The sequence below is a fragment of the Spirosoma oryzicola genome (assembly GCF_021233055.1).
Taxonomy (GTDB): Bacteria; Bacteroidota; Bacteroidia; order Cytophagales; family Spirosomataceae; genus Spirosoma; species Spirosoma oryzicola.
This window is the reverse complement of record NZ_CP089541.1, coordinates 25894-39621: the sequence shown is the minus strand read 5'-3', so window position 1 is coordinate 39621 and position 13728 is coordinate 25894. Positions and strand designations below refer to the sequence as shown.

At 48.2% G+C, this 13728-nt stretch carries 7 protein-coding genes; 3 read left to right on the top strand and 4 right to left on the bottom strand.

The window, feature by feature from the left end; all coding sequences use genetic code 11:
- Positions 1–10 precede the first annotated feature (10 nt).
- Both LQ777_RS26400 and LQ777_RS26395 read right to left on the bottom strand, forming a co-directional pair.
- On the bottom strand, positions 11–511 hold the full coding sequence (locus LQ777_RS26400) for a DUF2271 domain-containing protein (RefSeq protein ID WP_232563438.1): 501 nt from the start codon (positions 509–511) through the stop codon (positions 11–13).
- 3 nt (positions 512–514) lie between these two features.
- Positions 515–2032, bottom strand: a complete 1518-nt coding sequence (locus tag LQ777_RS26395) for an ankyrin repeat domain-containing protein (RefSeq protein WP_232563437.1) — start codon at positions 2030–2032, stop codon at positions 515–517.
- 622 nt (positions 2033–2654) lie between these two features.
- Here LQ777_RS26395 and LQ777_RS26390 point away from each other — a divergent pair.
- Together LQ777_RS26390 and LQ777_RS26385 are read left to right on the top strand one after the other, a co-directional pair.
- A complete protein-coding gene (locus LQ777_RS26390) occupies positions 2655–5075 on the top strand; it encodes a TonB-dependent receptor (RefSeq protein WP_232563436.1) in 2421 nt (806 codons plus the stop codon).
- 220 nt (positions 5076–5295) lie between these two features.
- Complete coding sequence (locus tag LQ777_RS26385; RefSeq protein ID WP_232563435.1) at positions 5296–6489, top strand: DUF2235 domain-containing protein; 1194 nt, start codon at positions 5296–5298, stop codon at positions 6487–6489.
- Between the two features lie 43 nt (positions 6490–6532).
- Here LQ777_RS26385 and LQ777_RS26380 read toward each other — a convergent pair whose 3' ends face one another.
- Both LQ777_RS26380 and LQ777_RS26375 read right to left on the bottom strand, forming a co-directional pair.
- Complete coding sequence (locus tag LQ777_RS26380) at positions 6533–8110, bottom strand: M81 family metallopeptidase (protein ID WP_232563434.1); 1578 nt, start codon at positions 8108–8110, stop codon at positions 6533–6535.
- A 147-nt stretch (positions 8111–8257) separates the two neighbouring features.
- Positions 8258–9910 carry a hypothetical protein gene (locus LQ777_RS26375; protein WP_232563433.1) on the bottom strand — a complete coding sequence of 551 codons (1653 nt, stop codon included), beginning with the start codon at positions 9908–9910 and terminating at the stop codon, positions 8258–8260.
- Positions 9911–10502: 592 nt separating this feature from the next.
- Here LQ777_RS26375 and LQ777_RS26370 point away from each other — a divergent pair.
- Positions 10503–13691 carry a GH92 family glycosyl hydrolase gene (locus LQ777_RS26370; RefSeq protein ID WP_232563432.1) on the top strand — a complete coding sequence of 1063 codons (3189 nt, stop codon included), beginning with the start codon at positions 10503–10505 and terminating at the stop codon, positions 13689–13691.
- The last annotated feature ends 37 nt before the right edge of the window (positions 13692–13728 follow it).

Sequence of the window (13728 nt, the reverse complement as noted above, 5' to 3'; positions counted from 1 at the left end):
GGAAAGCAACTTAGTTGCTAGTAGTTGGGCTAAAGCGCACGTAGCGAATGTAGCCCGTACCTTCACTTTTGGCCGAGAGTGCTTCTGAGGTCAGAGGAATTTCCAGGTCTTTTACGTAGTACTTTTTATCCTCTACGGCACTTTCAAACCGCAATTTGTAATCTTTGTTAATCTTTGAATTGTCGATATCCAGCACGGTCACGCTACGGTCTCCACCGGCTACCGATGCCCCGGTTATAGCGCTGATGTTGGGCGTTTTTTTACCCAACGCTTTATGCCACTCCTTTACATCAGGATACCATTTTTTGTCAGAGCCAAGCACATACAAGGTTTTCTCATAAGCGCCTTTTCCATTGATAAGTGAGACAACAATGTACGCTCCCTCGCCCATGTAATTGGTCATCTGGATCATACACTTGTACTGGCTGGAAGCGGATTGAGCTAGCGAAGCAGAAGGACGAGCAAATGCTAAGACCAAAGCCAGCAAGCCCATTTTAGGCAAAAAAGACATATACTATTTCAGGAAGTTAACAGATATTTGATTTTTGGTCAGTGATTCATTTTCACTGGCCAGATCGAAAGCGGTTTCTTTGAAGTTGGTAGGAATGTCTTTCTTGGCACCAATCGACAACAGGTATTTCATCATCGCATCGTCTTTCGATACCATGGCCGCTTTGTGCAGAGCGGTAATGCCTTCTTTATTTCGGGCATTCACGTCGATCTGGAGGGGTTCCAGCCGTTTCACCAGCGAGATATCATTCTTAGCAACCGCCAGGTGGTACAGCGTATTGCCATTTTTTTGCGGAGCCTTCACGTCTAGCCCCTTATCCTGAAGCAGTTTTAGTTTAGCAGCAAATTCATCCGTTTTTGGTGCGCCTTCGGGTCTTGCACTGCCCTCCGGACGTGGGCCGTTGCTCATGGTATTGGATTGCATCAGGTAAGCAGCTACGTTATCACCACTTTTGTCGGTCACGCTAACATCAGCACCTTTGCTTAACAGATAGCTTACCACTTCCGACGAATTACCTTTTACAGCCATTGCCAGAGCGGTTACGCCTTTCTGGTTAGCCTGGTTGATGTTTTTCACCTTAGGCGTCAGCATCTCAAGTACAGCAACATCCCGATTCGACGCAGCAGCATTCATGAATGGCGTATTACCTTCTTCATCGGCTTGATTCACATCGACGCCTTTGTCTAAAAAGAACTGAACGATTTCGTTTTGCCGAGGTCTACGAACAATAGCGTGCAAAGCATTTTCTCCGTTTTTATTCGTCACGGTCGGTTTGATGTTGAGGCTCATCAAGTACTGAAATACCTCAATGGTATTCGTACCCCGACGTCCGCCCTGACTTGCCATGATCAGCGCATTATCCTGAGCGGGCACGCCCCGTTCCAGCAGCGTTTTCATGGTGTTGATATTTCCCCCCCGGGCCGCGTAGCTAAATGCATTGTTGCCAGCAGCATCCGTGCTTTTCAGACTTAATCCTTTTGATACGAAATAATCCGCTAGCTTAAGCTCTTTGTCATTGGCAATGGCCAGCAACAAAGCGTTTGCCCCATCGTGGTTAAGGTCTTTTTTGAGATCAGCACCGTTCCGGATGCATAATTCATACACCTGGGTATTGGGTTGACCACCGGCAGCTGCGAAGTTCAGCACAGTCATACCGTGGCTGTCTTCCACATTAGCTTTGGCACCTTTCGAAATCAGGTACTCCATAATTTCCACGTTACCCCGATTAGCAGCCCAATGCAGATAGATACGCCCATCATGAGTAAGCTTGTTGACATCGTTACCGGGTTGCGACAACAGGTATTTGATCGATTCCGTCGAAGCGCCCGCATTGATAGCCATGACGACTGGATCAAAACTCATTGGATTAAGCTGGGAAGGGTTGTTCCCTTTCTCTACTTCTGCTTTGATCTGATTGGCATCAGGCTGATTTTGCCAGAATGCCTGATCCAGAAGCACATTTTTTTGTGCCTGTGCAGATAAGGTAATGACGGTAAAAAGGGCAATCGCTAGTTTTTTCATGCTGACGCACTTAAATGAAGATCAGATGACCAGGTGGTTAAATTCAAGGAAAGTATGAATCGAGGGCAAAATTAATAAGATTAAGTCTAAATAAGATCAATAAATATCGTTTGATGCTGAATATTTTGGCGCTGCCCACGACATCGGTCAATGAGAATGGCTATCTGTTATAATCATACAGATTTTCAGTCGACATTACAGCTGACTTTTCACAGAGAAAGACAAGAATAACGCATAGAAAACAGGCTTCAATTTTAATTGAGATTTAATAGAAATAATAGCTAATTTATGAACAAACTTTTTACTGAAATTTCAATTGATTTTTGAACGACAATAAGAGTATAAATGTCAGATAGTTTATACAAAATAACTTGTAATAATCATACGCCCAAATTTTACCTATCAAAGTCAATGAGCTTTCATTCAGAACTTTATATTCCATTTAATTTCATAGAGTATCTATGCTATGCGGCTATAATACAAATTATTCACACCAATACATACGTGATTTTAAGTTAACTATTTCACTAAGTTTTATAATTAATTAAAGTATTTAAAACGGTAGGTTGGAGCGAAAAAAATCGGAACTAATTTTGCCACAGTTTAAAATAAGTCTAAATAAATGAAACATTTATACAGTGCCTTCCTATCCTCTTTACTAGTCTTAACTTGCCTGACAGCGATAGCCCAGTCGCATGGCTCGGTGAGTGGCGTAGTCAAAACGAGTGACGGTAATCCGGCCGCTTTTGTAAACGTTAGCTTGAAAGAAGCACGCAGAGGTACGATAACATCCGAAGACGGAACGTATCAGCTAAAGAATGTTAACCCCGGTTCATACACGTTACAGATTACCTTTGTAGGTCTTCAAAATCAGGAGAAAACGATTACCGTAAAGGCTGGACAAACAACGACCAGCGATTTTTCATTGGCTGAAAGTACCTCGCAGCTGAGCGAAGTTGAGGTTACGGGTAATAATCAAGTAGTTAATCTCGGCAAAGCAGGTATTGCGCCACTGGACTTACCCCAGATGACGGGCGTTGTCAGTAACGTGGTGATTACCAATCAACAGGCGTCTCGTCTGGGCGATGTTCTGAAAAATGTCAGTGGTGTATCATTGACGCAACAGCGGGGTGGTGTCGCGGAGACATTTTCGGCCCGTGGCTACAGCATTGGTATTGCGGGTGCTGGCGGAAATATCTTCAAGAATGGCGTTATCTCGAACACCATGGGCTTCCCCGAAGCCAGCACGCTGGAATCCGTTGAAGTATTGAAAGGTAGTTCGGCTTTGCTTTATGGCAACGTATCGGGCGGGTTGATTATCAACATGGTTACAAAGAAACCACGTTTCGATTTTGGAGGTGAAGTTTCCATGCGGGTCGGCAGCTTCGGTTTTTATAAACCTATCATCGATTTGTATGGTCCAATTGCCAAAAACCTAGCGTTTAGGGTCGTTGGTACTTACGAAAAATCGAATAGCTACCGGGATGTTGTGAAGACGGAGCGCGTTTACGTTAACCCATCGTTATTGTATAAGCTTGGTCAGAAGACTACCGTTTTACTGCAAGGTGATTACCTGAAATCGAATCTGACACCGGATAACGGTATTGGCTCGCTGAACCAAAACCAGGATGCTATTATTCCAGACGTTCCCCGTTCGCGCTTTATCAACACAAACTGGGCATACAACAATGTCAATCAGACGTCTGGCTCGCTGAATATCGATCACGCGTTCAATACAAATTGGAAACTAACCGTCATCGGATCAGCTCAGGGTACGAACGTAACCGCATTCGGTGCGGGTGTACCGAACAACAATGTGGCCCCTAACGGAGACTGGACACGGTCGCTCAGCCGCACGCTCACCAGTGAGCAGGATTACACCGGACAGGTCAATCTGAACGGCAGATTCAGCACAGGATCAATTGGTCACCAACTGCTGGTTGGTAGCGATGTGGTCGGCGTTGTCAGTGTCAGCAACTCGTTTACAATCAATTACGGAGCTGGCAAAACAGCCTACGATAAGATCAACATCCTCAATCCAAATCTGTACGAGACGCGCACTGACATCCCGGATGCAATTGGGACTAGCAAAACAACGTCTCCTTCGGTTCGGAACGGGATTTATGTACAGGACTTAATCAGCCTCTCGAACAAGGTAAAAGTACTGGCTGGTGTTCGTTGGTCACAACAAAAGACCGTTCAGACTACGATTCTCAACTTGTTGACCGGAGCCGAAACGCGCGGAACCGCTGAAACGAAAACCGATGCCGCTTTTTCACCTAAAGTAGCGTTACTCTACCAACCAACCCGCAACACGTCATTTTTTGGTAGCTACGCCAACAACTTCACCATCAATAGTGGAGTCGATATTTACGGTCAACTCCTGAAGCCGTCAATTGTCGATCAGTTTGAAGCGGGTGTCAAGAATGAGCTATTCAATGGACGGATCACGGCAAACGTCGGCGTTTATCACATTGTCAACAGCGATCTGGCTCAGATGGCTCCGACAAAAGCCGATGGCACTCCGAATGCCGATGCGAACGTGAAAGAGTTTACCGGGCAGACCACCAGCGATGGACTGGAGATTGATTTTACAGGTAACCTATCCAAAAACCTGTATTTCATCACCGGATACGGGTACAACTACATGCGGTATACCAAAGCCTCGTTGGTGAAAGGCTCGCCCATCGAAGGAGAGCGGTTGACCAACAACCCTGCTCATACGGCTAATGCTACCATTTTCTACACGTTTGATCGGTCGCCCTTGCGGGGCTTAAAGCTGGGTGCTTCTGCTTTCTACACCGGCAACCGCTATGGTGGTAATAATAACCAGTACGGTCAGACACCTGCATTCAGCCGTCTGATTCCGCTGACAGGCTTTACAACCGTTGACTTGTCTGCCGGTTATGGCTTCCGAAAAGTATCGGTTCTGGCTAAAGTGTCGAACATCACGAATGCCCTGAACTATTTGATCCACGACCGGTACAGTATCATGCCAATTCCTCCCCGGCAGTTCACCGCAACGGTATCGTACCGATTCTAAGGAGATTAAGTGCCAGATTGTAAAAAAGTCGGGGTGTCGGTTTATTGAAACCGGCACTCCGACTTTTTTGTGGCCAAGTGACGAATGGGTGAAACGGCCTGCCCTCGATGAACACTCGTTCAGCCTGCTTACCGATTAGTAAAGAGTAGTCACGATGGCTCAATAATCGGGGGCAGAGAAACGGACTCACTTTAGCTTTCGCCAATAAAAGCAATCGGCCATGAGCAAAAAAATCATTGTCTGTTCAGACGGCACCTGGAATGATCCCGAGCAACTCGACCGAGGTAGCCTGGTACCAACGAATGTCGTCAAAATTGCCCGAGCCTTGGCGCTAGCTAAAGCCCCCGACCAGAAAGACATTTTTTACGATATGGGTGTCGGAACGGGTAAAGGATTCGACCGTTGGTTGGGCGGCCTAACCGGAGCGGGCTTGCTTCACAACATTTTTCAGTGCTACCAATTTATTGCCGAGCGCTATCAGCCGGGCGACAAGATATACTTGTTTGGGTTCAGCCGGGGAGCGTATACCGTTCGGAGCGTGGCCGGATTGATCGGTAAATTTGGCTTGGATAAATCGCTGACTATGCCGGAATTGTTGAGTCGGCACACGGATAAACCGCCAATCACTACCGAACAAAACCGGCCCGCTGCCCAATCTGCGCGTAAAGCGGATGAGTCTTCCCAACATTTGAACGAATTGCGTGACGCTTACCTGAAGTTGAAGGAAAACCCAGACTCAAACTCCGTTGAGCACTACCGAAGCACACATGACTGCTACGACGTTACCATTGAAATGCTCGGGGTCTGGGATACGGTGGGCTCGTTGGGTATTCCCTTGTTACTGCCCCGCCAGCTAATGAGCGAAGCTACTCAGAAATGGATTAGTGATACGCTGTTAGGCAAGTACCGCTTTCTGGATGTGAGTTTGAACAGCCGCATAAAAGCCGCCTACCATGCCTTATCCATTGACGAGAATCGCAGGCCATTCAGTCCAACGTTGTGGAGCCATTCTGACACGCAGGTCGTACGGCAAGTCTGGTTTCCCGGCATTCACAGCAACGTGGGTGGTGGCTACGCCGATACCGGACTTTCTGACAATGCTCTCTTGTGGATGATTGCACAGGCTAGCAAAGACGCCCCCAACGGTGGTCACGATCTAGCGTTCAGTCAGAGCTATCTTGACCGGAGCATCCGCCCCGACGCTTTCTATGGCGAAATCCGGGACGAACGCGTTCGACTGCTAAAACGAATTCTCATGCAGAAAGGGCTGCGGAACATCAACGAATTATGTGGTCAGGTTGGCATTCAGCCCGTAATTGCCCGAAGTGCTTTAGAGCGAATGACTTCGACCATTTGTAAGAAACGCTATGAGCCTATACTCCCTGACAAATATGCTATTGAGGAAGGATTCTAGCCTTCCTCAACGCCCTTGAGTTACGCTCTGATGGGTTTATAACCTATTTATTTACCCCAGATACAGGCACAAACTGAGCGGACAAATCCGGCGTTTTCATGTCTTTGTCGAGCGGAAACATCGGACGCTTAATCCGCTTGTAAGGCAACCGAAACAAATCCTGATCAACGCCCCCTGGTGTTAACGACATGATCCAGTCGGCCCGCATGGCATACAGCTCCGGTTCCAGGTACCCAATTTTGACCACCACGATGTCAGATTTTCGTGGGTTTAGACCGAGTTGGGTAAAATCTTTTTCCTTGTGGTAAGGCTTACGTTTTTGCGTGACAATGACGTGAACACTTCCGACTTTGACCGCTACTTCCACTTCCGCGTCCTTGTCACCTTTTACGATAGATTCTACCGTTCCTTTTAGCATAACAGGTGGGGCAAAGCGAGCATCAACAGCGGCTCCCACTGTACCTTCCACATGCCCGCCAACGCCGGCTGCAAGCGCTTTTTTTACCAGTTCCGGACCAGGAATTGACGCATAAATTAACGAGGGGCCATCAGCGCGTTGAAATTCCGGACGTGCTAAGATTTGGGTAAGCGTCCAGGTAACGTCGCCCGCACCACCGGCAGTCGGGTTGTCGCCTGTGTCACTGATGAAATACGGATGCTTCGGACTGGCTAAGGCTTTTGCCAGCGCCTGATCCAATGTACCCGTTGGAGCAACAAAATCAAATTTCGCCCGCACATCCCAGAAAGCACGCGCTAACTTTTCGGCAGCGCTAGCCACTTTAGCCTTATCGTCACCAACGGCCATCACCACCGCATGATTCCGGGGTTCGTCGGCCCAGGCGTAGCTGATCCAGATAGCCGCATCGACAATACCCTCCTGGTTGTCGGCCAACGGCGCAACCTGTTGGTATAGGCTCTTACCCGGTTCGATACGGGTACTGGTTTGTTCACCCGGCAGCAAAATTGGAATAGGTATCCAGACTTTATAAGCCGGTTTTCCTTTACCGCTTTTGATTCGTTCCAGCAGATTGACTACCGCCCGTTCTTTTGTCTGCATCGCGTCTTCGTGCGGGGCCATGCGATAGCAGGTTATTAGATCCGAATGTTGAGCCAGTCGCCAGGATACGCAACCGTGCAAATCCATTGATGTAGAAATTATCGTTTTGTAGCCGACTACATTTCGGATACGGGTTATCAAATCCCCTTCCGGATCATCGAGTCCCTGTACACTCATGGCCCCGTGAATATCAAAATAAAGACCATCGTAGGGTCCGTATTTTTTAAGCGTATCCAATGTTTTATGGACGAGCGACTCATACGCTTCCCGCGTTACAGCGCCCCCCGGCAACGATTTACCGACAATCGCTGGAAGCCAGGTCGCCTGTTTGCGAAGCGGTGCAATAGGCATCATGAACGGATATGCATTGAACACTTCCGGACCATATCGGGCATGAAAAGCTTCTTCTTGGGTAACAGCGGGCGAAAAGGTGCTGGACTCAATGCCTAAACCAGCAATGGCAATGCGTGGCAGGGGCTTTGCTAAAGGGGCGTTGCTGGACTGGGCTTGGCCCCCTCTGCCGAAAAGTAAGAGTGCCGTTACGCACAACAAGATCTGTTTCATGGGCACAAGTTAACGCATTTGAAAGAGCAGACAAGACTTTTCGGCGGTTACTCACTAACCCGTTTCCTGCGTGCTATTAATCCAAAGCGTTGTTCAACTGTTAGTAGCCCCTCTCAGATCCTAACACTATAGGCATTGTTGCCAACTCTATAAATTCTGTTCGGCTGGCGTCTGCCCTGCCGCTTCGGCAACCTTCGAGTCAGAACCCGTGAAGACACATTCCAGAATCGTAAAACCAGCTAAAGTGGTCGGTATTTTGCTAACTACCTTAACAGATTTGTTCTGGATAAACCGTTCGATCTGGTAATTCCATTCTTCATCGACCACATAAAAATGCGGAACCTGTTCCTTGTTGAAGTCAACGACTGGCATAACAGCCCCCACATTATACTGCGCTTTTACCGCTGATAGTGTATGGTAACCGACTGTAGCGCCAGGATCGTTATCCGGATCAAATGCCGATTCGTAATCCAGCAGAAAATGAATGGGCCGGTCACGGTTATAGTACCAGATAGGCAGGAAATTGAGTGATGACTCTAGAAAGACAGGTGCTTTTTTGTCCAGTTGATCGACATAAGCCATTACCGATGCGGGCGTCAGCACGAGTTTTCGGCTCTGGTAGAACAGAAAAAATGTTAGGCCAAGCATATATACCGGCAGTACCCATTTCAGTCGATCCAGGCCATTCACGCGCTGACCGGAGATACCGGTAATACGGGACCCGGCAAAATAATAAAACGCATAAATCAACTGATAAATAACCAACAAATGGTTAGGCCATAGGTATCGGCTGATAAAGAGCGAAGTGTGTAAGAACGTGACAGCCAGCGTAATTGTGATCGTGGCAGCGTAGATAAAGCCCGACAGCAGGTAAAGCATAAAGGCCGGATCAGCCACGGCAGCCTTGTACCCTTTCCGTATCTTCGGCACAGCGATATAAAGAAACAAGGCGATCAATCCCGCGAAGCGCAGTATTGCCACCAGCGGTAGCTTGCCAGTGCTTTCTTCAAGTTTGTTCGAAACCGTCGGCTGTAGTTCGCCTACAACCCGGAAAAAAGTCATAACGTCAGGCAACGGAATCCACGAGTGAGGTTCACCGGTTTTAGCCTGCACAGCAAAGAACGGATACCAGCCCAACAGCCATACCACTCCGATCACCCCGAATGAACCCAGCACAAACCAATACCGCTGGTCGGTTGACCACAGCCATAGTACCCCGAAAAATGCCCCGGCAGCGGCCAGATAAAATAAGCCAAAATTATGGGTTAATGTCATCAACAATCCAACGCCAATGTGGGCCGCCAATAAGCCTGTGCTAGTGGGTCGCTGAATTAATCGGTGGATGATGGTGAAATAAATAAAGGTTACAAATAGAAATGGTACGTAAGAGCGTATCTGACTTGCCAGCGTAATATTGAGGTACGTAAATGCCGCGACTCCGGTGATGAGCAGGAAATTGATGGCGGGGTTTCCGATCAACTTGGTGGTGTAGCGGAAAAATAAAGCTAGCGTAGCGGCAAAGAAAACGATTGATACCGATTTGAGGAAAACAACGTCCAGACTGATGGCATGGGCGATCAGCCAGTAGAGATTGAAGAACACAGGAGGGGTCTGCTCGAAACCGCTAACAATCGCGCCGTTGAGGTGAGTGTATGACCTATCTGAGATAAGCAAGTAGCTCAGAATTTCATCCATCCACAGTTGATTTTCCTTGAAAAAAAGTGCCGTGATAAAGCTTCCGGCAAATACCAGAAAAACAATGAAGCTTAACGATTGACTTTTAATTGATCCAGCAAACATAGGATTCGAATTGGCAGCTAGGTTCGATGAGGATATTACAGCGTAATTTTTACGCATCCATTTCTGAATGAGTAGTTTCCCTTTACAAATAAAAGCACGAACTTGGTTTAATACAACTTATTGGTTAACTAACGTATATTGATTTAGACGCCTTAAACCCTATATCAAAAAGAAAATGAGTGAATGGCCCTTCGAAAAGTTATATAGTCATACTTATACTTAATAGGGTGCAATGGTATAAGATTAAAGTCATTAGCGGATGTTTTGGTAACGCTCGTTTGTTACAAGGTTGCCGTCAATACGCCTTGTCTATCTGTATTTATTTGACTTGCTAATGGAAAACCGGTATACTGGTACTAGCAGAACTATATTCATTAATGATTATTACTAAATTCAACCAATTGACTTACAATAAATATACACTAATAAATAATATACTTTTCTTATTTTGCCTCAACAAATAAAGTAGTAACAAATTTATTCACGCAAATCTCTCAAAGCGATCGTAGGCGGGTAATTACGGCTCATTCCCTGGTCAGGAGTATGACTAAATTACACGGACGGATCAGCTTAAGCTATTCGTGTTTAATCTATGCACATTTTTCCTTACCCATCTACCATTCCAAGTCTTTTACACTACCGATTGACACGTATAGTAAGCGTATTTTGTCTGTTGGCAATCAGCTTCACAACTGGACGCGGTCAATCGACACCAGCGCCCGCTTTGCCAAACCTTACTCAATACGTTGATCCTTTCATCGGTACCGATCTTCACGGTCACGTTTTTATGGGAGCGAATGTGCCGTTCGGGGCCGTACAGCTTGGCCCTACTCAGCTGTCTCAGGGTTGGGACTGGTCGTCCGGCTACCATTATTCCGACTCACTGATCGTCGGGTTTTCTCACATGCACCTGAGCGAAACAGGCATTGGCGATCTGGGTGACATCCTGTTCATGCCGACTACGGGTCCTGTCAAACTGACGAAAGGAACCACTCAGGATAGTCGGAGTGGGTATACCTCCCGATTTACGCACGCGAGTGAAAAGGCTCGGCCCGGTTACTATGCCGTTCAGCTACAACGGTATAATATCGGCGTAGAGCTGACAACTACGGAGCGAGTCGGTTTCCATCGTTATACCTTTCCGAGTTCTCAGGAAGCGCACGTTCTGATCGACCTCCAGCAAGGCATTGGCTGGGACCGCACGGAAGACACCTACTTGAGACGGATCAATGATTCGACGCTGGTGGGGTACCGTTACTCGGCGGGTTGGGCAGAGCACCAGCGGGTTTATTTTACCGCCGTGTTTTCCCGGCCCATTAGACAATTCAGCCTGTACGATGATCAGACACCGATGGGTAGTGATTCGGCAAAAGGATCGGCCATCAAAGGCGTCATTTCGTTTGCGGCAACGGAAGGGGATCAGCTAAGCGTTAAAGTAGGAATCTCACCAGTCAGTATAGCCAATGCTTCGGCGAACATACAGGCGGAGTTACCACATTGGAATTTCAACCGGGTGGTGGCTCAGGCCGATACAGCCTGGAATCGCCAGCTAAACAAAATAGCGGTCAGAACCAGCGATCTGGACCGATTGAAGGTATTCTACACAGCGCTATATCATAGCCTGATCGAACCCTTCGCCTTCAACGATCACAACGGCGATTATCGCGGCACGGACGGGCGAGTTTATCGCGGAGCGTCGTTTACCAATCTGACGACCTTTTCCCTGTGGGACACGTACCGGGCGACGCACCCCCTGTTCACGATCTGGCAGCCAGACCGGGTAGCCGACATGATCAACAGTATGTTGGCCATTCACCAGCAGCAGGGAAAACTGCCAATCTGGCCGTTGGTCGGCAATGAAACGTATACGATGGTCGGTAACAGCGCGATCCCGGTGGTAGCCGATGCCTGCCTGAAAGGGTTCAGTGGTTTTGACCATAACCTGGCCTACGAAGCCATGAAATCGACAGCCATGCTGGACGAGCGTAGCTTGGATTACGTCAAGACTAAAAACTATATCCCGGCCGACGCCACAGCGGAAAGCGTTTCTAAAGGATTGGAATACGCTATCAATGACTGGTGCGTAGCGCAGGTAGCCTGCAAATTAGGACGTACCGACGACTACACGTATTTTCTTAAACGATCGAAGAATTATGTAAACTACTTTAATGCTCAAACCCGGTTTATGCGGGGACGACTAGCCGATGGAAGTTGGCGAACACCGTTCAGTCAATTTGAATCGCTTCACCAGCAAGGCGATTTTACGGAGGGCAATGCCTGGCAATACACGTGGCTGGTACCGCACGACGTAGAAGGGCTCATTGGACTACTAGGTGGAGACGAGGCTTTTAATCGTAAACTGGATTCCCTTTTTGTCGCGAAAGGGAATCTCGGCGATCAGGCATCAGCCGATATTACGGGCCTGATTGGTCAGTATGCGCACGGTAATGAGCCAAGCCATCACATTGCTTACTTGTACGCCTACTCAGGGCAACCCGGTAAGACCGCAACTAAAGTACGCTACATTCTCGACAGTCTTTATTCATCCAGACCGGATGGACTTTGTGGCAACGAAGACGCGGGTCAGATGTCAGCCTGGTACATTTTTTCAGCGCTTGGCTTTTATCCGGTCAATCCGGCAAACGGAGCTTACGTATTCGGCAGTCCGGTTTTCGACGAAGCGGTTCTAGATGTTGGCTCGGGCCGCACTTTTACGGTCCGGGTTCGCAACAATAGCCGAACAAACATCCATATTCAGCGCATGTGGCTGAATGGTCGTCCGTATAGCAAGGCTTATCTGCTTCATCAGACGATCATGCGGGGTGGCGAACTCACCATTGAGATGGGGCCAACGGCGAGCGCCCAGTGGGGTGTTGGTGCATGGGACCGACCAAGCTCTGAATCGCCCGTTTGTTGCCAGAACCGCTGTACCGATCTAAGCCTACAATTAAAAACGGATCGCCGGATCGTCAATCTCGATCAGTCGGTCAGCGTCAGCGTACAGCTACGAAACACGACGACTGACCGTGCCACCCGAGCCGTCTGGGAATGTCGATTGCCGGATCATGTACAGGTTGTCAACAGCCGAGGGCTTACGCTGTACAATGGAATGATTTCGGGTAGTGTTACTCAGCTGTCAAGCCAATCCGATACGACGTTTTACTTTGATGTGCGACCCTTACAAAAAGGGACGTATCGGTTAGCCGCTCAGCTCATCGAGACATCAGCACCCGATCCCGACAGCCAGCCGGATTCAGGCACCGAAGATGGACAGGACGACGCAGCAACCATCGATTTTCGTACGCAGGCAGCGGGGGATGCGGTGTTCATATCGCCAAATCCAATCCAAACGTCCTTACCTGATCCTTTATCTAATCAGCCGGCGGCAGTACCAGATAAAGCGGATTTAAGTCTACGAATGAGCGCTAGCACCCTGACGCCACGACTGAATGAGGTGGTCAGTTACACCATTACGGTTACCAACAGCGGGGGTCGGCCCGCTCAGGCTGTGCGCATTGCCAATCCACTGCCGGACAAAACAACCCTGGTCGGCGAAACAGGCTGGTCAGCGGAGAACGGCGTGCTCAGTCAAACGATACCATCGTTACCAGTGGGCGCGAGCGCTCAGCTTATCTTACAACTACAAATGAACCAACAGGGACCGCTGATTAACCGGGCTCAAATCAGTGCGAGCTCCGTAAGTGATCCTGACTCAACCCCAAACAATGGATTTGAAAACGGGGAAGACGATCAAGTATGGCTCAAGGTACGCGTTAGGTAAGTACGCAACAGCGAAAAGTAGTCACAAGAAGTCTGAA